Annotated in this window: 25 protein-coding genes; 5 read left to right on the top strand and 20 right to left on the bottom strand. The window is 33.3% G+C overall.

Going from position 1 to position 23,211, the window contains the following annotated elements:
- Positions 1–64: 64 nt before the first annotated feature.
- From AB8U03_RS06950 to AB8U03_RS06915, 8 genes are all read right to left on the bottom strand, one after another.
- Entirely contained in the window at positions 65–1,003 is a 939-nt protein-coding gene (locus tag AB8U03_RS06950; RefSeq protein ID WP_369703824.1) for a magnesium transporter CorA family protein, read from the bottom strand.
- A gap of 186 nt (positions 1,004–1,189) precedes the next feature.
- Complete coding sequence (locus tag AB8U03_RS06945; RefSeq protein ID WP_369703823.1) at positions 1,190–1,741, bottom strand: 5-formyltetrahydrofolate cyclo-ligase; 552 nt, start codon at positions 1,739–1,741, stop codon at positions 1,190–1,192.
- The gene (gene hprK, locus AB8U03_RS06940; protein ID WP_369703822.1) at positions 1,732–2,655 is read right to left on the bottom strand and encodes an HPr(Ser) kinase/phosphatase; all 924 of its coding nucleotides are present in this window, start codon (positions 2,653–2,655) and stop codon (positions 1,732–1,734) included. Before hprK ends, AB8U03_RS06945 begins: the two co-directional genes overlap by 10 nt.
- Positions 2,656–2,701: 46 nt before the next feature.
- A complete protein-coding gene (locus AB8U03_RS06935; RefSeq protein ID WP_369703821.1) occupies positions 2,702–3,256 on the bottom strand; it encodes a TVP38/TMEM64 family protein in 555 nt (184 codons plus the stop codon).
- Positions 3,257–3,385: 129 nt separating this feature from the next.
- Positions 3,386–4,534, bottom strand: a complete 1,149-nt coding sequence (locus tag AB8U03_RS06930) for a heterodisulfide reductase-related iron-sulfur binding cluster (RefSeq protein ID WP_369703820.1) — start codon at positions 4,532–4,534, stop codon at positions 3,386–3,388.
- The gene (locus AB8U03_RS06925; RefSeq protein ID WP_369703819.1) at positions 4,528–5,532 is read right to left on the bottom strand and encodes a phosphotransferase; all 1,005 of its coding nucleotides are present in this window, start codon (positions 5,530–5,532) and stop codon (positions 4,528–4,530) included. Before AB8U03_RS06925 ends, AB8U03_RS06930 begins: the two co-directional genes overlap by 7 nt.
- Positions 5,533–5,555: 23 nt before the next feature.
- Complete coding sequence (locus tag AB8U03_RS06920) at positions 5,556–6,266, bottom strand: TIGR04282 family arsenosugar biosynthesis glycosyltransferase (RefSeq protein WP_369703818.1); 711 nt, start codon at positions 6,264–6,266, stop codon at positions 5,556–5,558.
- Positions 6,266–6,943, bottom strand: coding sequence for a TIGR04283 family arsenosugar biosynthesis glycosyltransferase (locus AB8U03_RS06915; RefSeq protein ID WP_369703817.1), 678 nt, complete (start codon positions 6,941–6,943; stop codon positions 6,266–6,268). Before AB8U03_RS06915 ends, AB8U03_RS06920 begins: the two co-directional genes overlap by 1 nt.
- A 393-nt stretch (positions 6,944–7,336) precedes the next feature.
- Here AB8U03_RS06915 and AB8U03_RS06910 point away from each other — a divergent pair, with 393 nt between their 5' ends.
- Entirely contained in the window at positions 7,337–7,501 is a 165-nt protein-coding gene (locus tag AB8U03_RS06910; RefSeq protein ID WP_369703816.1) for a Spo0E family sporulation regulatory protein-aspartic acid phosphatase, read from the top strand.
- 236 nt (positions 7,502–7,737) lie between these two features.
- Here the strand turns inward: AB8U03_RS06910 and helD are convergent, their stop codons facing one another.
- The 6 genes from helD to AB8U03_RS06880 all read right to left on the bottom strand — a co-directional run bounded on the left by helD (position 7,738) and on the right by AB8U03_RS06880 (position 14,597).
- Positions 7,738–10,041, bottom strand: coding sequence for an RNA polymerase recycling motor HelD (helD, locus tag AB8U03_RS06905; RefSeq protein ID WP_369703815.1), 2,304 nt, complete (start codon positions 10,039–10,041; stop codon positions 7,738–7,740).
- 257 nt (positions 10,042–10,298) lie between these two features.
- A complete protein-coding gene (locus AB8U03_RS06900; protein WP_369703814.1) occupies positions 10,299–10,787 on the bottom strand; it encodes an ECF transporter S component in 489 nt (162 codons plus the stop codon).
- Between the two features lie 72 nt (positions 10,788–10,859).
- Entirely contained in the window at positions 10,860–11,369 is a 510-nt protein-coding gene (locus AB8U03_RS06895) for a QueT transporter family protein (protein WP_369703813.1), read from the bottom strand.
- Positions 11,362–12,111, bottom strand: coding sequence for a hypothetical protein (locus AB8U03_RS06890; RefSeq protein ID WP_369703812.1), 750 nt, complete (start codon positions 12,109–12,111; stop codon positions 11,362–11,364). Before AB8U03_RS06890 ends, AB8U03_RS06895 begins: the two co-directional genes overlap by 8 nt.
- A 432-nt stretch (positions 12,112–12,543) precedes the next feature.
- Positions 12,544–13,368 carry a polysaccharide deacetylase family protein gene (locus AB8U03_RS06885; RefSeq protein ID WP_369703811.1) on the bottom strand — a complete coding sequence of 275 codons (825 nt, stop codon included), beginning with the start codon at positions 13,366–13,368 and terminating at the stop codon, positions 12,544–12,546.
- 341 nt (positions 13,369–13,709) lie between these two features.
- On the bottom strand, positions 13,710–14,597 hold the full coding sequence (locus tag AB8U03_RS06880) for a LysR family transcriptional regulator (RefSeq protein ID WP_369703810.1): 888 nt from the start codon (positions 14,595–14,597) through the stop codon (positions 13,710–13,712).
- Between the two features lie 127 nt (positions 14,598–14,724).
- On the opposite strand from AB8U03_RS06880, the gene AB8U03_RS06875 reads away from it, so the two are divergent.
- The 4 genes from AB8U03_RS06875 to AB8U03_RS06860 all read left to right on the top strand — a co-directional run bounded on the left by AB8U03_RS06875 (position 14,725) and on the right by AB8U03_RS06860 (position 17,253).
- Positions 14,725–15,630 carry an NAD(P)-dependent oxidoreductase gene (locus AB8U03_RS06875; RefSeq protein WP_369703809.1) on the top strand — a complete coding sequence of 302 codons (906 nt, stop codon included), beginning with the start codon at positions 14,725–14,727 and terminating at the stop codon, positions 15,628–15,630.
- Positions 15,627–15,806, top strand: a complete 180-nt coding sequence (locus tag AB8U03_RS06870; RefSeq protein ID WP_369703808.1) for a hypothetical protein — start codon at positions 15,627–15,629, stop codon at positions 15,804–15,806. Before AB8U03_RS06875 ends, AB8U03_RS06870 begins: the two co-directional genes overlap by 4 nt.
- A 95-nt stretch (positions 15,807–15,901) precedes the next feature.
- Positions 15,902–16,546 carry a lactate utilization protein gene (locus AB8U03_RS06865; RefSeq protein WP_369703807.1) on the top strand — a complete coding sequence of 215 codons (645 nt, stop codon included), beginning with the start codon at positions 15,902–15,904 and terminating at the stop codon, positions 16,544–16,546.
- A 59-nt stretch (positions 16,547–16,605) separates the two neighbouring features.
- A complete protein-coding gene (locus AB8U03_RS06860) occupies positions 16,606–17,253 on the top strand; it encodes a flavodoxin family protein (RefSeq protein WP_369703806.1) in 648 nt (215 codons plus the stop codon).
- A gap of 400 nt (positions 17,254–17,653) precedes the next feature.
- Here AB8U03_RS06860 and AB8U03_RS06855 read toward each other — a convergent pair whose 3' ends face one another.
- The 6 genes from AB8U03_RS06855 to AB8U03_RS06830 are packed head-to-tail and all read right to left on the bottom strand — an operon-like array spanning position 17,654 to position 23,201.
- Positions 17,654–18,787 (bottom strand): nitrogenase component 1, encoded by a 1,134-nt coding sequence (locus AB8U03_RS06855; protein WP_369703805.1) that lies wholly within the window; start codon positions 18,785–18,787, stop codon positions 17,654–17,656.
- Entirely contained in the window at positions 18,784–20,112 is a 1,329-nt protein-coding gene (locus tag AB8U03_RS06850; protein WP_369703804.1) for a nitrogenase component 1, read from the bottom strand. The genes AB8U03_RS06855 and AB8U03_RS06850 overlap by 4 nt, the downstream gene beginning before the upstream one ends.
- Positions 20,106–20,882, bottom strand: coding sequence for a nitrogenase iron protein NifH (locus AB8U03_RS06845; protein WP_369703803.1), 777 nt, complete (start codon positions 20,880–20,882; stop codon positions 20,106–20,108). Before AB8U03_RS06845 ends, AB8U03_RS06850 begins: the two co-directional genes overlap by 7 nt.
- Before the next feature lie 57 nt (positions 20,883–20,939).
- Positions 20,940–21,944 (bottom strand): hydrogenase expression/formation protein HypE, encoded by a 1,005-nt coding sequence (gene hypE / locus AB8U03_RS06840; RefSeq protein ID WP_369703802.1) that lies wholly within the window; start codon positions 21,942–21,944, stop codon positions 20,940–20,942.
- A complete protein-coding gene (gene hypD / locus AB8U03_RS06835; RefSeq protein ID WP_369703801.1) occupies positions 21,937–22,995 on the bottom strand; it encodes a hydrogenase formation protein HypD in 1,059 nt (352 codons plus the stop codon). The genes hypE and hypD overlap by 8 nt, the downstream gene beginning before the upstream one ends.
- Positions 22,995–23,201 (bottom strand): HypC/HybG/HupF family hydrogenase formation chaperone, encoded by a 207-nt coding sequence (locus AB8U03_RS06830; protein ID WP_369703800.1) that lies wholly within the window; start codon positions 23,199–23,201, stop codon positions 22,995–22,997. Before AB8U03_RS06830 ends, hypD begins: the two co-directional genes overlap by 1 nt.
- Positions 23,202–23,211: the final 10 nt, after the last annotated feature.

Raw genomic sequence — 23,211 nt, 5'->3', positions numbered from 1 at the left:
AAAAATGTACTCACCATTTATATTTTTTATTAGAATATTTTTAGAATGACTTATACAGTCCTTTTTAAAGCCACTTCTTTCTCTTAAATATACATATAAGAATTATAGCTATGAAAGTCATTATTATAACTACATAATGGCACCCATTTTCTACTTCCATAAATGGCATTCCCTTTAAGTTAGTGCCATAAATACTGCTTATGAGATTCAAAGGTAAAAATATAGTAGCTATTACTGTAAAAATCTTCATGAGCTCATTGGTTTTATTTGCTATTTCTGATTCAAAAGCTTCTCTCACCAAAGCCAAGTCCTGAACTAAGCTTTCAAGGGAAATCATAAGTTTTTCTATTTTTCTGTCTAAACCTATAAAATATTTTATACTTTCCTTTTCAATAACAAGATTATCATTTATAGTAAGGCTGTCTCCTATATAAATTAAAGGGCTTAAATACTTTCTTATCTTATAGACCTGTCTTCTTAAAGTTATTAAGTTATCTATTTGATCCTGTCTTGGGCTTTTTAAAATATTTATTTCAATTTTATCAGCTTCTACTTCCAATTCGGATATTATATCGTAATTTTTTATAACTATTCTATCCAAAATGCAGTAGAGGAGTATGCATACTCTTGGATTATCCTTTAGTACAAAACAATTTTTCCATCCATTTATATCTTTTATAAGATTTTCCAATATATCAATTTTGTCTTTGTATACGGTTATTATGTAATTTCTGCTTAAAAAAACATTTAATTCTCTGGATACTACTATTTTCTCCATATAATTCAGTACATTAAATATTATAAAAATATATCCATTAAAAAAATTTATTTTTGATGTCTGTGAAAAGCTTTTACATTCATCTATAGTTTCCCTATCTACAGATATAAAATCATTTAACTTTTCAACTTCATCTATATACAGAAGTATCCAATAATGACCGTTTACAAAATCAATTGTTCCATTAATCTCTTGAAAATTATTATCTATATCCAATACTTTCATAAAAACACCACCAATAAAAACCAACTTTAATTCACTTATAAATGATCTCAATTTATATTAGTGTGTTAATTTAATCAAAAATAATTCATTACCTTTTATAAGGCAGCTTTATGTGGAGTGGAAGTGATTTAAAATTCACCTTAAATAAAAAAAGAGCAAAAGCCCTTAAAAATATTTTATTAAAATTCAGTCGAAAATAATGCCATCCATGAGTATGTCATGCTTTTCTCTTGGAACCATGTCTAGAATCTGAAAGCTATAGGCAAGAGCAATTTTTTTTGAATCTTTTCTTACTTTTTTTAAAAATCTATCATAATATCCTCCTCCATACCCAACTCTTCCTCCATTTTTGTCAAAGGCAATACCGGGAATATAGCACAAATCTATTGAGGACTCCTCCACTTTTAAATCTATATTTTCAGGCTCCAGTATCCCATAAGCTCCACTTTTCAATTCACTAAAGTTAGATATCCTCACTGCTGCCATTCCCTGCTCCCTGGATATTGTCTTTGGAACAGAAACATCTTTACCATCCTCTAAAGCCCTCCTTATAATTTTATGAGTATCCACTTCAGTTTCAAAACTTACAAATATAAACAAGCTTTTAGCACTGTTGTATTCTTTACTGTACAAAACTTTTTCAAATATTATATTGTCCAATTCTTCTCTTTTACTTTTAGTCAGGTTATTTCTTTCTTCCCTAATCACTTTTCTAATATAGGACTTATCTATTTGCATGATCTTTTATTTTCCACCTCCTGTATTCTCTTGCTGATTACATCTACCGGGGTTATATCTGACATAAGGCTATATCTATAATTTGCCGCCGCAGCCTCCACTATAACAGCTAAATTTCTTCCAGGTCTTATAGGAACTTTTAGCTTTCTCACTGGAACATTTAAAATATGCATATATTCTTTATCTATCCCAAGTCTATCATAATTTTCATCTTTTTTCCACTGCTCCAGATATATTACAAGATTAATATTTTTAGTTCTAAGTACAGAGCTCAATCCATAGAGCGCAGGAATATCAATTATACCCATTCCCCTAACTTCTATCATTCCCGATGTAATATAAGGTGAAGTACCATGAAGCACTCCATCTATCTGCTTTATATCCACTGCATCATCAGCTACTAACCTGTGCCCTCTTTTTATAAGTTCCAGTGCAGTTTCACTTTTACCTATACCACTTTCCCCCGTTATAAGTATACCAATACCGTATACATCCACCAAAACCCCATGGAGCCTGGTTTCAGGTGCTAATTTATCATCCAGGTAATTCATGAGCTTATTTATAAATCTTGTTGATATACTATCAGTTCTCAGTATCCACCTCTTGTTTGAAAGAGCACTTTCCAAAAATTCCTTATGTGGTACCAAATTTCTAGTAACTATAGTGCAGGGATTATAAAATTCAAAATACTTTTCCAGTCTTTTTTTTCTAAGTTCCGGCTGCATTGCATCTAGAAAACTCCATTCAGCCTTACCTACTATTTGGACTCTTTTATTAGCATAATAATTATAAAATCCGCTAAATTGAAGTCCTGGTCTATTTATATCACTTTCAGTTATTTCAGTTATTTTATTTCCTCTATTTATAACTTCTAAATTTAAATCCTTTATAATATTTTCTACCGTAACTGACATTTTCTCACCCCTCAGTTGAATTTATCCTATCTTTATTTTCCATAAATTATTTTGTGTTGTCAACCTCTTCATCAGATAAATTGTCTTGAAGCTTGTCAAAGGATATCTTATTTTTTATAAAATAAGATGCTAAAACAAGAGCTCCCAGAAGAACCAAGGCAAAAATAAAATCTAAAGAACCTGCATTTTGTGACTTATCCCCTAAATTTATGAATATAAATACCCCTGGTATTATTCCTATTGTAGTAGCCAACAAAAAATCCTTGAATTTTATTTTAGAAAGACCTGCCCCATAACTTATTATATCGAAAGGTACTAAGGGTATCAATCTCAATGTAAACACTATTAAAAAACCTTTTTTTTCCACTCCATCTTCAAACCACTTTCCCCTACCTCTAACTAGTTTGTCCACTATATCCTTTCCCAAGAACCTGGCTATATAAAAAGATAAAGCAGCTCCTAAAACAGCCCCTATAATAGTATATATCATACCATAAAGCACACCAAAAGCCATCCCACTAGCCAGTGCAAGTATAGCATTGGGAAAAAGTGTAAGAGGTACAAGAGCAAACATTATTATATAAATTATAGGCCCAAGCATTCCAAAAGAACCAATATAGTTTTTTATACCAACTGCATTATATTTCTGACATAAACCACATTTAAAACATATCCATACAACAGATACAATTAAAACAACAACTAATGTTTTTAATAGAATAGTTTTTTTTTATTCAAATTTATGCCCTCCTCTTATAACTTTATATCTATTCACCCAATTCCTACAAAGGCTAATATTATCAGGTATCTTACAGCTAGAATCCCACCTTCCCCCAAATATCAAATCCAAAAGGTGCAGGGATTTTTTACCCCCTATTGACATAGACTCCCTGCAGCTAGCACAATACGTGAGTATATAATCAGTACTGCTGCAACCTGCAGTAGCTCTCATAATCTGCCTGGATATATCCGGGTTTGTGGTGGAAATCATTCCTCCAGTACCACAGCAGTGTGTATGCTTTCCATAGTACTGCCCTTCTCTCACTCTATATCCAAGTTCCTCCATTATATGCCTTACATTATTTTGGATATCATCTCTATATCTAGTAGCGCAGGAATCCTGGATTGAAAAAACTATATCACTGTCTTTTCCTATACCCTTCATGCCCCGTGGCAGACCAATGTTTGCCAGTACATTCCAAAGTGAAATTACATTTTGAGCTAATCCACTTTCCCTGAGAAGTAAAAAGCAGGATTGGCATGCTGTTATTATCTCTATGGCACCTGAAGAATCTACTATTTCCTTAAACTTCTTAATTTTTTTTTGAAAAATTTCCTCTTCTCCAATGCTTTTAGAAGGGCTTCCACAACATTCTACAAGCAGCGCTGTTTCAGGAAAATCTTTTTTCAAATACTCAAAGGTTTTAAATACAAGAGCTGGGTTATAGGCACAAAGACTACATCCCGGCATGAAAAGCCTTTTAGTCTTTTTTCTCCCCGTCTTATTTCCTAAAATGCCACTAAATAACCTTGAAAAACTTAATTTTTGGTGCATATGCACAGATCTATGTCCTTTCATGGGAGATATTTTCTTATTGTTTTTCACCACATATTTTCTAATATTCATAAATGCATTACTTAAATCCAAATTTTTTGGACAAACTGATTTGCAGGTTTTACACATACTGCAGGAATAAGGTATACTCACATCTATATTCCTTTTTCGTACTGCATCCTTAAATAAAGATTTAGGGCTTACACAAAAGTGTTGAAGCATCTCACATTCTTTTACACACAGGCCACATTCTATACAACTGCCGCTTATATCCTTTAATTCATTTAAAACCTCTTCATCTAACTCAATAAATTTATCTACCATAGATTCACCTTTAAACTTTCTAGGAAATCCAAATTTAAGTATTCCTCTATTTTTTTTAGGGTATCTTCATTTTTTATATCTTTCTTTGGATTTCTATATTGAAGCCATGCATATGCACACCAGGAAAGAGCCCTCAAGTACAAATAAGGTGCATACATATGTACTCTTTCCCTTATATCCTTTTTACCCTTTTTCAACGTATTTTCATATATAGTAAAAAATCTATTTATCTCTTCTTCATGAAACACATAAGAGGACTTCCATAGTGTGGTAGTTCTTGCTAAAAATTGTGTCAGATCCTGGCAGGGATCACTTATCACCGGTTTTTCCCAATCTATAAGATAATAATTTTTTTCTCCTATAATAAAATTATTTGAATTCACTTCTGTATTATTAATTACATGCCATTTATCCTCTATAAAATATTTTTCCCCGTAAATATTACTTTCTGCCTGTTGTAAGAATTTATAGAAAAAATGTTTTTGTTCTTTTTTAACTAGGGGAGATACCATAAAATCCTTAAGCCATTTTTTAGATTCCAATACTCTGCTGGAAAAGATTTTATTCTCCACTATAAAATTTTTCTCGTCTTTTTCATTTAAATCTAGAGAATGAATTTTACAGAAAATATCTGCAGCCTTTTCCAGATCTGTTTTATAGTTTAAAGGTTTTCCCTTCAAAAATTCCATAATTAAAATTCCATAATTCAAAAACTTCCTTCTATCATCTACATAATATACTTTAGGTGTTACCTGGCTTATATGAAGTCTTCTGAGTACATTGAATTCGTATAAAATCTGATGTTCAAGTTCTAACTGACTTCCCGTGTTTACTCTAAATACATATTTTTTATCATCATATTCCAATACATAGTTTATATTATATTCACCCTGGGCAAGAAACCTAATGGAATAATTCTCATCTATACCTAGAGCTCTTAATTCTTTGTTTTCACTTATATAATCTTTTATTTTATATATCAATTCATCTTTTAACATATGAACTCCCTTAAAATATAAAATTATCTATTTGTATTAGTTTTTGTTTCATTGAACTTGTAAAATAAGATTTCGTTTACAAATTTATAGGTGTTTTTAGGAAATATATCCCAGCGTATATTTTTATCCTTTATTTTAAACATAAACTTTGTTAGATCCTTTTTAGTATCTATATCACAACATTTATAAGTAAATCCTACAGTTTTGTTATTTCTATTTGCTATATCTATGGTGCCTTCAATTACCGATTTTTTACCCCATCTTATGTTATTTGAGAATATCTCCGGATGTTTTTCTTTCATGCCTATTAAATAATATCCTCCATCTTCTGTTGGTCCCAAACACACATCTTTATCTTCCAATACACAAAAGGCCTTTTCTATATTGGATGGCTGTATTTCTGGTATGTCAGTTCCTATTAAAATTACTTTTTCATATCCCTTGCACAAAATTTTATTTATGGCATTGTCCATTTTATTACCTAAGTCATTTCCGCTTTGAGGAAATATATTCATATATCTAGGAATTATATCCTTCATATAAGACAAATTTTCTTTTGGAGTATATGTAAGGTATATATCTATTCCAGGACTCAGCATACTGCATACCCTGAAAAGATCCAGTAAAAATTGAGTATGAAGTTTGGCACATTCCTCTCCTGTTAAAATTTCCATTAATCTGGTTTTAGTTTTACCTGGAATAGGTACCCTTGTCATCAGTATAAGTGCATTCATCAACGGGCCTCCCTGTACATTTTATTTAATTTTTCTGGCGAAACACCTAAAAAATACAGTATTCTAAGTTTATGCATTAATATATGAGTTCTAATTGGGCCACTGTTTTTAAATCTTCTTGCAGAAGTTCCTATACCATATCTGAGCAATTTCATTTTTCCCATTTTCCTCAATCTCAATGACAGCTCTAAATCCTCCATAATATCTATGTCTGCATATCCTCCCAATTTTTCAAATATGTCTTTTCTAATAAACAGTCCTTGATCTCCAAAATATATTCCAAATTTTTCTGCTCTGATATTTGAAGTTTTGGATATGTATCTCATAAATAATGTATTGAAATCATAAAAATAAAGAGAAAATCCTCCTCCTATATTTTTATCTTCAATAGCCTTTTCTATATAATTAATTGAATTAGGATCCACTATGGAATCTGCATGTAAAAACCACAGTACGTTACCCTCAGCATATTTTGCACCCTTGTTCATCTGTTTTGACCTTCCTCTTTCACTAAACAGCACTTTTGTATATTTACTACCTGCTATGGAGGCAGTATTGTCCGTACTCTTCCCATCTACCAGAATTATTTCCTTTTCCCCTTTTATGCTTTCCAAAATTGTCAAGAAATTTTTTAATTTTTTCTCTTCATTTAATACTGGAATTATTATTGAAACCATTTAAATCACCAATCAAATTTTATATTTTAATTATAACTTTTTTGCATGTAAAACTTTAATGAATATAGTTATTTAAAATACTTATATTGTTCTATATTATTATTTCTTATTAATACATTTTATTTATACGTTTTATTTATAACTGAAACATATAAAAAACTTTTAGACATTATTTTGTTTTAACAATTTTTACCATGATACTTTATATCAATATATACAGACACATTTTTCTTTTTTCCACATTTTCTCCACAGAATAATCCACACCTTATCTACAGAAATTATGTTTATTTTTGTAATATACTGTATTTTAATGGCTAATAAAAGATATGTTTATTTTATTATTATCTGGTAAAATATAAGAGGAGTAAAGTTACCTTATGGGGGAATAGCGATGAAGAATGATTTAACAAATTTAGATATTCAAATAAATAATCTAAAAGAAACTTTATATTTATTAATAAAAGGCGGTAGTCTTACAGATGAAACGGTGGTTAGATGCAGCGAGAAACTGGACAAGCTAATTTTAGAATATCAAAAAGAGAATCATTTTGGTTAATTATTGATTTTTAATAATTGTATTCAATATACATCACCTTTTAGCCATAATAAAAAACAAGGGGTCTAAGCCCCCAATTTAAATCAAAGTTAGAAATTTATCTACAAGTTCATCCGCTTTTTCCAATTTTTCTCATCTGGTACAAATTTAAATCTATTAGTAATCATAGGCACTACTTTAGATGTTGTTTTTTAATAGTCATTACTATTAAAAAACAATTTATATAATTTACCAGCTTATTTATAGGAGTTAGTAATAATTTTGGACATTTTCCCTGAATAAAATATATATTCCATATGAAGGGCCCTAGTGAGAACTACATATAATATTTTCTTATCCAATTCACTTTCAGTATAATTTTCTTCATCACAATTATAAATTACACTGCAGTCAAATTCCAATCCTTTCGTCATATAGGATGGAATTATTATTTTGTCCTCTCTCAATGCATTATCATTTTCTCTGACTAAATTCCAATTGTACTCACTATACTTCTTTAAATAATCCCTGATTTTTCTGCACTGTCCATAGGTTTTTCCTATAATAGCTATGGTATTTTTATTAATATTATGAACTTCTTTCACTATATCATCTAATTTTTCACCGAAATCTCTGTTATTTGTAAATTCAACTATTTTAGGTAAATCTCCGTGTCTTAACACAGGTACCGCAGGTTTTAAATCATTTTCTTGAAGTTCAAGCACCTTATTTGCAAATTTTATTATCTCCACTGTAGAACGGTAGCTTTGAGTTAGCTGAAAGTACTTTATATTACTTCCAAATATATCTTTTATAATATCATTCCAATTGGATATTCCTCTATAATCATATATACCCTGTGCCAGATCCCCTACTACAGTCATGGAGTCACCTGTACTCATTTCTTTTAAAACCGCCATCTCAAAGCTGCTATAATCCTGTGCTTCATCTACAACCAGATGTTTATATTTGAATTTCTTAGGTACTCCTTCTATTTTAAATTTCAAATAGCAGAGTGCAGCCAACTCATCACTATCTACTATCTTGTTTTCCTTATTTGTTTTAATTTCTTTTATAAGATTACTCCAGAGATTTTTGGAAACTCTTCCCTTTATAATTTTTTCAAACACTTCCTGACTGGTTAAGAACTCTTCATAGAGTCTAGAGGTATCCACTTCAGTCCATCTGTTAAAATAATCTTCAAAAATTTTTTTTGCCCCAGTTACCACACTTTTTCTTTTTTTATCTCTTTCATCATATATATATGTAAGTTTTTCCCTCCTGTCTGTACCATCCTCCATAGTCTTTTTTAACCTGGCAATTTGATAATCATAGAGAAAATCTATTTTATCTACTATTTTATTTATCTTATCATCTATCTTCAATTTAAAATATCTTTTTATCTCATATTTTCTCTGATTCACAGGCAGATACTTCATGTCCTTTAAATATAATCTGTATATTTCTTCACTATTGAATAAAATATAATTTTCTACTTTTATATCATCTATATTTAAATCTTTCTCTTCAATATATTTTACATAATCATCAATTAGTTCCTTATATAAAATACTACCCCTTATACGGCTATTGTCACTGACTATTTTTTTATAGTGATATTCTCCATTTTCAAGTATATCAGCCAATTTTCTGTCCTTGGTGTATATCTTGCCTTTAAGATGTAACATTTCACTGCACATCTCCTCAAAAGTTACCTGTTTTACATTATTTATTCCCAGATCCGGAAGTACATCTGATATATAACTTAAAAAAAGTTTATTGGGAGCTATAACCATAACATCTTTCCCCTTCAATTTATCTTTATATCTATAAAGCAAATAAGCCAATCTATGAAGAGCTACTGTAGTTTTACCAGAGCCGGCAGATCCCTGAAATATAAGGGTAGTGTTTTTATCTGTTCTTATTATGTTATTTTGTTCTTTTTGAATAGTGGCAACTACATTTTTAAGCCTGTTATTTACACTTTGATTTAAATTTATTTTTAAAAATTCATCTACCAATGAATTACCTTCTTCATTAGTTGACTTCAGCATTATTTCATTTATTCCTTCGTCAAAGGCATCTTTTAAAATTTCATTTTCAATTAAAAATTTTCTCTTTAAACTAAGCTCTCCACTTATTATTCCAATAGGTGATTTATAAAATGTTTTCCCTTCTACACCGCTGTAATATAAATCAGCTAAGGGAGCCCTCCAATCAATTACCTTTTCATCTCCATGTTGTATATCACCCAATCCAAATTTACCTATATAAAAGGTTTCTTTCTGACCTTTATATTCCCTGAAATCGATTCTCCCAAAATAGGGTTTTTCTTGACTTTCTTCATATTTTTCCAAATTTCTATGAGTTATATTGTATAACCTTTCTTTTGTATCCAATTCTTCATTATATCTTCCTTTAGCTTGCTTTCTAAGATTTTCTATACTTGTTTTTAATTTGATATCATCTGACTCTATATTTTTAACTTCTGTTTTTATCCAATTTAAAATGTCTTTCAAATGTTCTTTTTCAATTTTCATTTCACTGCAATCTATAGCCATATTATCTCCTTCCTCAAATATCAAGTGATTATTAGGTTCAGTTGGACTTTTTCCCACCTAATGCCTAGAAATTATTATCCAGAGACGTAACCACTCTTTACTTCCATTTTAAAAAAGCCGGGAGTATTAGAGCGGGTAGTCATGGGATAAATTTTATATTTAACAGTATAATATGTCAAGGGTGCAAAAAAGCAGTATGAATCCATACTGCTTTTTTACTTTATTTTATTATACCTTGATGCTTTTATTACTTAACCTTAAATTCTCTTCAAACTCAAGCTTCTAGCAAGTGCTCCCAAAATAGCTATGGAAATAGCTCCATCTACCATATGGTGAATTAGCGTACCTGTCCCCACTACTATAAGTACCTTGTACATGGTAAAACCGAAAGGTATTACCGCTATAGCTTCAAGTACAGCATGGATAGGTGCTGTAAGCACTATGACCTTTTTAAAGGATATTCCTCTTTTAAGCATAAGTGCACCAGCTAACCCTACAAATATATGGCTGGAAGCTCTTGCTGCTATTACAAGGGGTGAAGTTACTAAAAAACCTATTACAGAACCTATACCCACCATTACTGCTGCAAAAGGTCCTAAAAACATTGATATGAACATTGGTACATGAGCAGCTAAAGTAGCACTAAAAGGTCCAATTTGTATTTTTAAAATTCCAAAAGCCGTTGGGATTATAATTGCCAGAGCTGTCAAGAGCCCTGAATAAGTAAGTTTTTTTATATTATTCATTTTTCTCCTCCAAACTAGTGTATATACTCCTATATATACACTAGTTTATATCAGTTGGAGTTAAATGTAAAGCTATTTATTCTGGAAATCCTTCTCAATTTTATGGTTGGAGGATTTTATCTTTATTCTATTTAAAAAGGCAGTGTTCTTAAACATCCTTTTAAAAACAAAATATCCCAGGATCATCACTGCAAGTTCCCCCACTGCCTGTGTGAAAAATGTATAAAAAAAAGGTACTTTATAGAGTACATGCAGTTCTTCCGCTATAAATGCGCTTCCAAGCACAGGCCATATAATAGATAGGGCCATGCTTTTTGTCTTCCACATGGCATATGTGGACAAAAGAGTTTGAAAACTTCCCACAAATACATCCACTATACTAAAGCTGTAAAAATTTGATATGGCACATCCTACGGTGAGAGATATGATGTAAAATGGATCTATAAAAGCTAAAAAGTTTAACATCTCACTCAATCTGAATCCTATTGGTCCCCAATAAGAAAGTTGACCCAGTGCAATAGTTGCAACTATATATATTGCAGCCACTACAGATATTTTTACCAGTTTATTGGTTTTACTCATCCATCTTACCTCCCACTCCATCCAAATCCGCGTTACACCTGTCATCTATATCATCCAGTATCTCAACCCTGTCATAATAGGTTGTCTGAAGTTTTTCGAATAAATAACTGTTATAAAACTCGTCTATAAGGGCATTATCTCTTTTTACCTTTTTGGTGTTTTCACAAAATATATTTACTGTGACTCTTTCAAAATAATTTAAGGCAAGTTCCAAATCTCTTTCCAGTCCTTCAATACTTTGTCCACTTATGCCAAAAAGTAAATTCACCCAATCAAAATTTTTAAAATCCCAGGCCTCTCTACAGCCCATACCCTTGTTCAATATATTTTCTCTGTAGTCAATTTGGAAGCTCTCGGCTCCAACTATAAATTTTAGTTTTGTAGGTGCAAATTGTTCCCTGAAAATTTTTATATCATCCTCATATTTCACATGACTCTCCATAATAAGCTGCTTAATATTTTTTTCCCCGCACAATTTTATAAGTTCAAATACTGTGACGGCATCCAGCTCGCTGGCGCTTCCAGAATTCATTATTTGAAGCACCCCGTATTTTCCTGTAACTTTTTCAAGCACTTCATGATTTAATTTATGATTTCTAAAAGCGCTATAGTCCTGATCAAGATGATAGTCACAGAATATGCAGTTTCCCCAAAAACACCCGCTTCCCCTTAAGAGCACTACTTCTCTTGGCAGTCTTTTTCTAATCTGTCCGTATCTTTTTAATTCTGGTAAATGTCTCATTGCTTCCTCCTGAAATTTTAAATATGTAAATAAGAAATGGAACTATCCCGAATATGTATAAAAATATAAAAAGGCAGAGATAAATTCTCCACCCTTAATCACAAAAATAAGCTATTTTTCATTAGCCAATCCCTAGTTTTGTTTATAGACAGGATGGTTCCGAACTGTCTTATGAAATTTTACTTCTATTATTATATACTGTAAAATCTTTAAAATCAATAGGTTTGAAGGAAATATGTATTTTCTATTTTTCATAAAATGCTAAGAAATGCTATCAAATATTGCATTTTACGTTTGCAAATATATTTGCAGATAACATTCTGGATTTATTAAAATATGCAATAAAAAGTAATATTAATTGCAAAACATAACTCCAGCTTAATTTTAGCTGGAGTTTTTATAATTATTTCCAATATTTATGTACATATTTCTTTATTTTAATGTATCAAATGAATACCCTTGTGAGCTAAAATACTCTATGATCTGAGGAAGTGCTTGTACAGTAGTGACTTTGGCAGGTGCATCATGCATTAACACAACTAGATGATCATGATTAGAATACCGTTTAACCTCCCTAATTAAGTTTGCCACAGGAACTCCATTATGTTCGGCATCACCAGTTAAGTCATTCCAATCAACATATTGATATCCACTTTTCTTTGCTTCTTCTCTAAATGGTTCCAATTTCTTACCAAAAGAACCTCCTGGAAATCTTATAAGTTTTAAATTATATTTACTCCCTAAAATGGATTTCAATATTTCTTGACATTTTTCTACATCACCTATGAATACCTTTGGGTCTGAGTATATATAACTCATATTATGAGAATAAGTATGGTTTCCAACTACATTCCCCTCTGCGACTTCTTCCTTTACAAGTTCTTTGTTCCGTTCTGCATTCTTGCCAATTAAAAAAAATGTAGCTTTTACATTATACTCTTTCAATATCTTCAATATCTTAGAAGTATTGTTTGCAGAAGGTCCATCATCAAAAGTTAAATACACTACCTTTCTTCCATCTGATTTATAAGGATTAAATTCACTTAATATCTCTTTATCAGTTTTCACATTACTCTCCCTTTTATTCATATAGTTCTGAGATATCGCAGGTCTGTTATCAGAAACTATAATTTTTGATTTTTCATGAAATATCCCTGCACCAGAAATAAAGCCAATAGAAAATAAAAATAAAATTGACACTGTGATTACTACCATATTATTCTTATTTTTAACAGATCTTCTTCTACGTTTTACCATATATTATATCATCCCCTATGTACATTCATATATATTATATACTATGAATGTACATAATACACTGTTCAACTAATCATTTTATCCAAATCAATTTTATTTACTTTAGGCATAAAAAATAAAAGCTAGAGCAGTTTTTTACTCTAGCTTTATAAGATCATTATAAATCAATAATGTCTTATGATAATTCATAAAAGTAATTTTATGCGAAGTACAGATTATTCATAATCTGAGAGTTACATAATGGATTATAATTTTAATGAACATAAATTTGAATCCCTTAAAACAACATCGTGATGTTTTCTTGTAAATTCTCGTCATATATTTTCCATATACTGCTATATTTACAGGTAAGAAACAACACCCTCTATACTTTTTACTTCTTTATCAAGCAATTGTAGCAGAAACTTTATTGACTTCTTTGATTGTTTTCCTAAAATATAATAAATAATTCTATCTGGCAGGCCATCTTTTATTTCACAGATTTCAATATCAACTGCTTTAGCAATTCTTATTGCTACTGATATAGGTACTACTGCCCAGTTGTCCTGACTATCTAAAAAATATTCCATCATAGACATCTGATCAAGTATTACTCTTGGTTTTGCAAAGGCATTAAACCAGTAATCATGCCACACATCAAATTGAGGACTCCAAGGTATCTTAATTTCGTGAGCCACATCCAGTTTGGAGGGATGTATTTTAGTTGGAATTTGCACATTCTTTCCCGCAACAAAAACCATGTGTTCACGGAATGCAGGAATCGTCTCAACATTTTTAGAATACATAGCGTCTGAAATAAAAGCTATATCGGTTAGCTCACTCTCAATAAAGCTGTATGCTTCATAAGAATGATGATTTTGAATGGATAGACTTAAACCTTGGTTACCATTTAAAAATTTCTGAAATACGCTGGGGAAAATATAAGTAAGCAGGCTTCCTATGGCAGATATGTTTAGATTCAGATTACTATCTAGTTTTGAGATTTTATTTGTCTCACCCCATAGAATTTTCCATTTATATGCAATGGCAACGAAAGCTTTTCCCCTCTCAGTAAGTTTTATTGATCGGATTCCCCTACCACGTTCCATAAGGCTGTATCCAAGTTCCTTTTCAAGTGCTGCAATTCGTCTACTTAGTGCAGGTTGTGTCACATATAACTGTTCAGCTGCAGCAGTAATACTGCCAGTCTTTACAACCATAAGGAAAGCATCTATCTCTAAAGCCGTCATATCTTCATCTCCCGTAAATATGCATTATAATTTATATTTTAGATGGATTAAAAGCATTTTACAAGTATTTTTACTTGAGATAAAATAGCACTATATTAAAAATATAATTTAACAAAGGAAGATTTTTATGAAAATATACCTAAGTGAAAATATTGCAAAATCTGCCTATAACAGATTAGCTGCAAGAGCAGAAATTGTTACGAACTTTGATCATCCTGAAGAATTGGATGCAATAATGGTAAGACGTGTCCATGTTACAAAAGAAATCATTGAAAAGGCAGTAGAGCTAAAGGTGATTTCCATGCATGGTATTGGTCGTGATACCATCGATGTTGAAGCTGCAAAAAAACATGGAATCCCGGTGCCAAACGTGCCAAATCAAAGTATGGAATCCGTTGCGGAACTAGCTATTACACAGATAATGATTTTAAGCCGTAACATAAAAAAGGCAAATATAGGAATATGCCAAAATCGTTATAATTCTCATGCTCCAATAGAGCTCATTGGAAATGACGTGTACGGAAAAACATTAGGAATGGTTGGTATTGGAAGAATATCTTTGCGCATCGCTGAGATAATGAGTAAAGCATTCCATATAAATTTAACCGGCTACGATCCATTTGTATCAAAAGAGAAAGCATTTGATCTTGGCATTAAAAAAATTGATACCATCCAAGAATTATTTGCAAATGCGGATTACGTAAACATCAGTGTTCCACTTACCGATTCTACTAAAAATTTAATTAGTAAAAGTGCTTTTGATGCAGCAAACCCGAACCTTATCCTAGTTAATACATCAAGAGGTGGAATCGTTGATGAGCAAGCTTTATACGATGCTTTAATTAAGGGTAAAATCAAGGCTGCAGCTTCAGATGTGTTCTTATCCGAACCGCCAAAAAAAGACAACCCCCTCGTATCACTTGAAAGCTTCGTTGCTACACCGCATATCGGTGGTAATACTAAAGAGTGCCTGGAACGAGTTGGCAATGCTGCTGTAGATAATCTTTTTTCTGTAATTGATGCAACAAATTGAAATTAGATCCTCTTATCATAGGAGTATCAACCTTATTAACCGGAATGCCAGCGGGAACTACAACTGCAATACTTGCTGACAAATATAGATGTGATGCTTCTTTTGCTTCAGCAGTTATATTTATATCAACCATATTTTCCATCGTTACTGTACCAATTTTATGTTCATTATTTTAACAATTAGACTACTTTAAAAGATTGATATACAGTATCATAAAATTAAATACATTTATATTTTTTATAATAAATTATTATAGAAAGAGGTATATTATATGTCAAATAAAAAAGATTATTATAGCAAGCTTGCAAATACAATCATTAAGAATCTTTCAAATAAAGGGATGGAAGGTTTTTGGGCCAATACTAAGGAAGAAGCTTTAGAAAAAGCTATGTCATTTTTATCTTATGAAGATAAAATATCTTGGGGAGATTCTCAAACCTTAAAAGAAATTGGTTTTTTTGATGCAGTAAAGTCAGGCCAATATTCCTATACTGATGTAGAAGATTTATTTGATGAAGAATTATTAGAAAAACGTGATGAAACCTACAGCAAAATAGTAACAAGCGATTACTATTTTTTAAGTGCCAATGCCATTACAATAAATGGTGAACTTGTAAATATTGACGGTAGTGGCAATCGTTTGGCTGCAATGATGTATGGTCCAAAGCATGTTGTTGTGGTTGTAGGAATGAACAAAGTATGCTCGGATGTAGAAAGTGCCTATAAGAGAATTAAACTAATAGCATGTCCGCAAAATACCATTAGGTTTAATTACAAAACTCCATGCTCTATTACTGGAAAGTGCGGTGATTGTGTAGGAATTAATTCTATATGCACCTATACAGTTATTACACGTATTGGAAGATTTCCAGGAAGAATTAAAGTAATTCTTGTTGGAGAAGAATTAGGATATTAGAACAGTATAAATTGGTATATAACATACTGTTAAGTTAATTATATATGGAGGGATAATTTATGAAAATATTAGCTATTAATGGGAGTCCTAGAAAAAATAAAAATACAGCTACTCTTCTTAATAAAGCACTTGAAGGAGCAAAATTACATGGTGCTGAGACAAAACTTATTCATCTCTATGACTACAATTACAAAGGTTGTGTAAGTTGTTTTGGTTGTAAGGTGAAGAATGGTAAAAGCTATGGCAGATGTAGTTTTAGTGATGATTTAACGCCTGTTCTTGAAAAAGCTAAAAAAGCTGATGCAATTATTCTTGGTTCACCAATTTATCTTCAAGGAGTTACAGGAGTTATGAAATCATTTTTAGAAAGACTTATATTCCCATATTTAAAATATGATAAAAACCACTCTAGTATCTTTGGCAAGAAAATACCAACTGGCTTTATTTATACTATGAATGTAACTAATGAACAGATGAAAAAATTTAGATATAAGGAAAATCTTAGATTTATGGAAGAAGATATGAAAAGAATTTTTGGTACATTTGAATCATTGGCTGTTAATGACACATATCAATTTGATGATTATTCAAAGTATATCGCAACAGCTTTTGATGAAAAGAAAAAAGCAAGAGTTAGAAGAGAACAATTTCCTATAGATTGTCAAAAAGCTTTTGATATGGGAGTAAGATTTGCTACAAATGACTAATAATCTGTGAAAAAAGTTATTTTAGTAAACAATATCTTTACTTTTAGGGCGTCCTCTGACAGAGAGACTGCTGAAAAAATAGATAAATTAATTAATAATAATAAAATAACAAAGATATCACGAAAACAAAAAATGCAAGTCAACAAATAAAACTTGCATAATACATATTTTTTTAAATCCTTTTATAAAATCTATACGACAACTCTCTTGACAAACACCGGATCCACCCTATGCCGAACCAATTACCGGAACGGCTTTTATGTATTCGGATCTCGGAATTTTAGGGGCTAATCTATATATTTTCTCTTAAAATGACATAGTTTTGCTTGCTACATTTCTTGAATGGTCACTCTTCTACAACTCAGCTGTCACTGCAAGTGTTGCAATCTTCTCTTTTAATTCACTGTATTATATCTATATTATTAACCAAATCCGGAATATCTTTTCTGTAAATTCTCCCTGAAAAAGCTTCATGGGGAAGTGATATAAATTTAGTGCCTGGCTGGATAATCCTGCGATAGATAGGGTCTGCAATCACAGTTGCGGCATTTTTCAAATATAGCATCAGATTATCTTCATCTTCTGCCAAAACATCCCCTGATAATAACAAATCAGGTTCCGTTTCCAAAGGGCATAAAACCTTGACTTTCATATTCTTTGTAAGTGTAAGTGCTGCAGCTAATGATTCGGAATAAATACTTTCCCCAATAATAACTGTGTCACCACCGCAGGCAGTTGGTTTATCATATGCAATTTGTGATTTTCCTGTATTAATTGCCTTATCTAGTGCTTTCATTACTACAGATGCAAACTGATCTCCCATTGGAACACCCACAACATATGGTGTTCCAAACTTCTTCTGTAATTCTTTTGCTGCCAGAAGTCCTGTGTAAGAAACCACCAGATTTACTTCCGCAGCTCCGGCTTGTTTCATTTTCTCCAATGTACTTCCCATTGCCCATACAGATAAAACCTGGAAGCCGGCTTCAGTTAATCGCCTTCTAATGCTATTTACACTGCCGTTTACAGAATAATCTAAAGGAGTAGCTCCAATAACATTCACACTTTTTGTTCTTTTAGATATACCAGTTGAGGTAAATCGCTTTACTATCTCAACAAAAGCTTGTCCAGCTCCACATAGATAAGAATGCATTCCATTTGTTTCAATACCAAATGCGGGAATTCCAGTTTGATTCTCAATCACTTCTGCAATGGCATGAAAATCTGTACCTATCATCATTGGAATTGGTGTACCTGCAATAGCTATAAATTTAGGATGCAAATCATTAGCTGCGCTGACAATATCATGTATTAATTTTTCATCATCACCCATGATGGCTTCCATTTCAGAAAGCCCTGTAATATACACCATGCTGTCCATATCATACCAGCGGGGTTCATCGTGGGTATTATATGTTGAATTGCACCCTGATGCATCATGCATAATAGTCATCCCGCCTAATTCATATAATGCAGAACAGACGCCTGACACATCTGCAGTGTATGTTGAAATAAATGCTGAAGTCTGTTTCATAAGCAGCAATCACACCCCAATCCTTTCATTTGTATAAGCTGGCGTACATTTTTAGGATATATAAAAGCTTCCTTCATAAGTCCAGCCAATCTGACAATTCCGTCAAAACCATACATTCCGCCGCCTTCTACTATATTTACAAAATATCTGCTTCCTGTAAAATAAGCAGCCTTCTGTCCTATTGCAAGACTCTTCTCACCACATTTTCTGTCTAATATACGCATCTTTGCATGTACTGTAGCATACACTTTCATTTCAGGTTTGTTTTTTACAAGCCAGTCAAAATCTGCTTTGTCCCATTCTGTAAATGAATCTACATACAGCCTACCCACATTAAATCCATTTTCCACAAGTAATCGTGCCAATCCAGCCGGTCTTGGAACAGCTGTATAATCTATGGAAATTTTTGCATGGCCAATCACTTCTTTTGCTTCTTTCAAAGCATTCAAGGCTGCTGATTTTTCCTCCACGTATTCTTTTTCCCGTAATCCCAAATATTCATTCAATGTGTTCAAGTTTTCCGTTATCTCATCAAATCCATAACATAAAGGTAGATGCAGGTGCTTCTGTCCCAGTCTTTCCTGCAAATATTCTCCACCTGGTATGGCAGCAGGCAGACAGGATATGTTAGCACAACTTTCAGCCATTTTAAGGTATTCGTCATAGGTTTTGCAGAGAGTAATATCCTTCAGTTCATATCCATTTTCACGGATAATCCGTATAAGTTCACTGCTTTCATCCGTAGGAATATTGTTGCCGATAATATCGATGCTTTTTCTGTTAATCTCCAATGGTTGAATGATACTGTACAACTGACGCCTCATTGTCTGATCCGGCGTCAGCCCGCTTTTTCTCATAATTGGATTCATATAACAGTCTGCAAAAGCCACCTCCGGATATCTTTTTCTCAATTGGCTGTAAACCAGCTCCAAATCACATCCCATAAAATGATGTATACAGGCGGTATATACCAGAACTGCGGTGGGTTTCTGCGGAAGTTTTTCAAGTATATCCGATACACCTTCAATAATAAGTTCTTCCATGTCACCTTCCAACACATTGTTCTCCTGTACAGCTATAGTTGAAAGTCTGTCAGATGCTCCCATTTCTTCCGCTGTAAGAACAACACCTCTTAAACAGTTTGCTGCACATACATATATCTGATGTGATTCTGGAATAAGCATTCCAATATGAACTATATTCCATGTTCCCCTAGCGGGTGAACCATATTCCAGTCCCGATACAAAGGGTGCAGGAAATGCAGCATCTTTTATTGCAGTGCAGGCTCCTGTTTCATCAACATGCCCGGATACATTTATCAGCATGATATCTCCTTCCCGCATATCCTCATGACAATCTCTGCCAGCTTTCTATACTGTTTTGCCATATCACTGTCAGGAAATGCTTCTATTACCGTTTTGTTCAAAGTTTCCGCTTCCTGAACCACGTCACTCCTGTCCAGGGTGCCAACTATTTCTGAATGAATGTCCTCCGCCAATTCCCACACTTTTTCATATTCATTTTTCACATTTCTTCTGTTGAGAATAAGACCTCCAAGGCCTGCATAACCTCTGTCCTTAAAGTTATCTACAGCCATTGCAATATTGGCTGCTGCATGAATAGCCATGTTCTCCCCTGAGGTTATGATAAATACTTTGTCTGCGTATCCCTTACGCATTGGCATGGAAAACCCTCCGCATACTACATCACCCAATACGTCATATATCACTACATCTGGTTTATATACCTCATAGGCGCCTTTTTCTTTCAATTTTTCCAGGGCTGCTATGATTCCCCTGCCCGCACAGCCCAAGCCCGGATTAGGACCACCTGCCTCCACACATATTACCCCATTGTATCCAATGGTCACCATATCTTCCAGGGTAAAATTATTCTTATTATTCTTATTCGCCCTTACAAGTTCAAGTACCGTATTCACGTCTGTTTTTCCATGAAGTGAAACTGTAGAATCAGCTTTAGGGTCGCATCCAATCTGCATGACCCTTATTCCTTTATCAGCCAATGCAGCTGATATGTTAGAAACTGTTGTAGATTTTCCAATACCACCTTTTCCATATACTGCAATTTTTATCATAATATATTTCCCCCATATTCTAATTTACTAGCGTTCACCTGTTCTTGTTTTACTATGTTAACATATTCTTGGAAGCAATTCTCCTCCCGGTGGCGGTAATAATGTTTCAGCACCGATTTCTGTTTTTACAATAACACGCCCTGGCATATCTTCAATTACCTCACCAATAATAGTCGCATCTGCAGAATATTTACCTTTATGTAATATATCAACAAGCTTTGGGGCAACCTCTTTCGGAGCAAAAACCACAAGCCTGCCTTCACATGCAAGATATAATGGTTCCAGCCCCAGCATGCCGCATACACCTTTTACAGCATCTGATATCGGTATGCTCTTTGAATCCAGTCTAATTCCAACCTTGCTCTGTTCAGCAATTTCATATAATACCGTACCTACACCTCCCCGTGTGGCATCTCTGATTACATGAATATCTTTTGAGGTATCAAGCATAGCTTTTACTGTTCCCCATAATGGTGCACAGTCACTGGTCACATCTGCTTCAATTCCAAACTCATTTCGTGCCAGCAAAACAGTACATCCATGTCGTCCTATATCTCCGGTTACGATAATTGCATCACCAGGTTTTGCATTAAAGCCAGAGGTATTGACACCATCTGTAATCTGGCCGATACCTGTTGTTGTTATAAATACACCATCAACCTGGCCTTTTCCAGCCACCTTCGTATCTCCGGCTACTATTTTAACCCCTGCTTCCTCTGCAGTCTTTTCCATGGCTGATGCAATTTTCTCTAACTTGTCCATTGGAAAACCTTCCTCAATGACAAAGGCACAGGATAAATACAGAGGCCTGGCTCCCATACATGACAAATCATTTACCGTACCGCATATACTTAATTTACCAATATTCCCCCCTGGAAATTCTGATGGGGAAACAATAAATCCATCTGTTGTAAAGGCTAGTTTTCCCACCTTAATATTCAATACTGCAGCATCATCTGCTGTCAGGTCAGGATTGGAAAAATGAGCTTTAAAAACCTGAGCTATTAATTCTGACGTTTGTCTTCCTCCAGCTCCATGAGCTAGTGTAACTGTTTTATCCATTTATATTTCCTCCATACTGATAATATGCTGAACATGCACCTTCATTGGATACCATACAGGCTCCAACAGGATGCAATGGTGTACATCCCCTGCCGAACACTTTACAATCCGGCGGCTTGCATTTTCCCTGAAGAACATCCCCACAGCGGCATGCAGGATTGCTTCTCCCCTTTACTTCTGGTAAACGGAATTTAACCCTGGCATCAAAGTCTTTATAAGTTTCTTTCAATTTAAGACCTGAATTTGGAATAATCCCAAGACCTCTCCACTCAGAATCACAGTCTTCCATGATTTCAGATACAACAACCTGAGCCGCTTTACTGCCTTCATGTGTTACAACTCTGGGATAACAGTTTTTAAAAAAACTTCTCCCCTGCTGTAATTTTGTGATCACTACGGCAAGTGCTGTCATGATTTCATTAACAGTAAAACCTGTTATTACTCCGCTAACGCCTTCTTCAACCAGACTTTCACACAACTCTGTACCTATAATGGCATGTACATGACCTGGATATAAAAATGCATCTGCGCTGTCTTTCAAAATTCTGTATGCTCTTGGCATAGTTTTATTTGCCGTAAGTAATGCAAAATTCGTCAATCCTGCATCTTTTGCCTTTTTCACCGACAGACAGCTGGCAGGTGTGGTTGTTTCAAATCCTACTGACAAGAATACTACCTGCTCCTCAAGGTGCTCTTTAGCATACTCATAAGCATCAATAGGTGAATATACTATTTGAACTTTGGCACCTTTTGACCTGGCTTCTCCAAGGCTCATTTCTGAACCGGGCACTCTTACTAGATCTCCAAAGGTACATATGGTGGCATTATGATCAAGAGCCAGCATAACGGCTTCATCAATAAAGCCGACGGGAGTAACGCAAACCGGGCATCCCGGTCCTGATATCAGTTCAATATTCTCCGGCAGGATATGCCTTATTCCAAGCCTGAATATTTCATGAGTATGAGTTCCACAGACTTCCATAATACGAATTTGGGGTCCGTTGTAAGATTGGATAATCTCCTTCGCGGTTTTCTTTATGCTATCAGCCATTATAATTCCTCCATGATTTTATCTGTTTCACTCTTGTCATCGTTTGTAATTTTAGAAATGGCAATTCCTGCATGAACCATAACATAATCCCCTGGTTCCAATTCATCGATTAATTCTGCAGATACCTCTCTTCTTGCTCCTGAAGCATCAATGAGAGCCATCCCTTCTTTAATATTTACAACTTTTGCCGGCAAACCTACACACATAGCTATTCTC

It is taken from the genome of Clostridium moutaii, assembly GCF_041205085.1.
Lineage (GTDB): Bacteria > Bacillota > Clostridia > Clostridiales > Clostridiaceae > Clostridium_B > Clostridium_B moutaii.
This window is presented reverse-complemented; position numbering and strand designations above follow the sequence as displayed.

What these genes read in the sequence shown, in the direction of transcription:
- AB8U03_RS06950 (WP_369703824.1), bottom strand. Translation starts at nt 1,003, where the DNA reads ATGAAAGTATTGGATATAGATAATAATTTTCAAGAGATTAATGGAACA.
- AB8U03_RS06945 (WP_369703823.1), bottom strand. Translation starts at nt 1,741, where the DNA reads ATGCAAATAGATAAGTCCTATATTAGAAAAGTGATTAGGGAAGAAAGA.
- hprK (WP_369703822.1), bottom strand. Translation starts at nt 2,655, where the DNA reads ATGTCAGTTACGGTAGAAAATATTATAAAGGATTTAAATTTAGAAGTT.
- AB8U03_RS06935 (WP_369703821.1), bottom strand. Translation starts at nt 3,256, where the DNA reads ATGCTTGGGCCTATAATTTATATAATAATGTTTGCTCTTGTACCTCTT.
- AB8U03_RS06930 (WP_369703820.1), bottom strand. Translation starts at nt 4,534, where the DNA reads ATGGTAGATAAATTTATTGAGTTAGATGAAGAGGTTTTAAATGAATTA.
- AB8U03_RS06925 (WP_369703819.1), bottom strand. Translation starts at nt 5,532, where the DNA reads ATGTTAAAAGATGAATTGATATATAAAATAAAAGATTATATAAGTGAA.
- AB8U03_RS06920 (WP_369703818.1), bottom strand. Translation starts at nt 6,266, where the DNA reads ATGAATGCACTTATACTGATGACAAGGGTACCTATTCCAGGTAAAACT.
- AB8U03_RS06915 (WP_369703817.1), bottom strand. Translation starts at nt 6,943, where the DNA reads ATGGTTTCAATAATAATTCCAGTATTAAATGAAGAGAAAAAATTAAAA.
- AB8U03_RS06910 (WP_369703816.1), top strand. Translation starts at nt 7,337, where the DNA reads ATGAAGAATGATTTAACAAATTTAGATATTCAAATAAATAATCTAAAA.
- helD (WP_369703815.1), bottom strand. Translation starts at nt 10,041, where the DNA reads ATGGCTATAGATTGCAGTGAAATGAAAATTGAAAAAGAACATTTGAAA.
- AB8U03_RS06900 (WP_369703814.1), bottom strand. Translation starts at nt 10,787, where the DNA reads ATGAATAATATAAAAAAACTTACTTATTCAGGGCTCTTGACAGCTCTG.
- AB8U03_RS06895 (WP_369703813.1), bottom strand. Translation starts at nt 11,369, where the DNA reads ATGAGTAAAACCAATAAACTGGTAAAAATATCTGTAGTGGCTGCAATA.
- AB8U03_RS06890 (WP_369703812.1), bottom strand. Translation starts at nt 12,111, where the DNA reads ATGAGACATTTACCAGAATTAAAAAGATACGGACAGATTAGAAAAAGA.
- AB8U03_RS06885 (WP_369703811.1), bottom strand. Translation starts at nt 13,368, where the DNA reads ATGGTAAAACGTAGAAGAAGATCTGTTAAAAATAAGAATAATATGGTA.
- AB8U03_RS06880 (WP_369703810.1), bottom strand. Translation starts at nt 14,597, where the DNA reads ATGACGGCTTTAGAGATAGATGCTTTCCTTATGGTTGTAAAGACTGGC.
- AB8U03_RS06875 (WP_369703809.1), top strand. Translation starts at nt 14,725, where the DNA reads ATGAAAATATACCTAAGTGAAAATATTGCAAAATCTGCCTATAACAGA.
- AB8U03_RS06865 (WP_369703807.1), top strand. Translation starts at nt 15,902, where the DNA reads ATGTCAAATAAAAAAGATTATTATAGCAAGCTTGCAAATACAATCATT.
- AB8U03_RS06860 (WP_369703806.1), top strand. Translation starts at nt 16,606, where the DNA reads ATGAAAATATTAGCTATTAATGGGAGTCCTAGAAAAAATAAAAATACA.
- AB8U03_RS06855 (WP_369703805.1), bottom strand. Translation starts at nt 18,787, where the DNA reads ATGAAACAGACTTCAGCATTTATTTCAACATACACTGCAGATGTGTCA.
- AB8U03_RS06850 (WP_369703804.1), bottom strand. Translation starts at nt 20,112, where the DNA reads ATGCTGATAAATGTATCCGGGCATGTTGATGAAACAGGAGCCTGCACT.
- AB8U03_RS06845 (WP_369703803.1), bottom strand. Translation starts at nt 20,882, where the DNA reads ATGATAAAAATTGCAGTATATGGAAAAGGTGGTATTGGAAAATCTACA.
- hypE (WP_369703802.1), bottom strand. Translation starts at nt 21,944, where the DNA reads ATGGATAAAACAGTTACACTAGCTCATGGAGCTGGAGGAAGACAAACG.
- hypD (WP_369703801.1), bottom strand. Translation starts at nt 22,995, where the DNA reads ATGGCTGATAGCATAAAGAAAACCGCGAAGGAGATTATCCAATCTTAC.
- AB8U03_RS06830 (WP_369703800.1), bottom strand. Translation starts at nt 23,201, where the DNA reads ATGTGTGTAGGTTTGCCGGCAAAAGTTGTAAATATTAAAGAAGGGATG.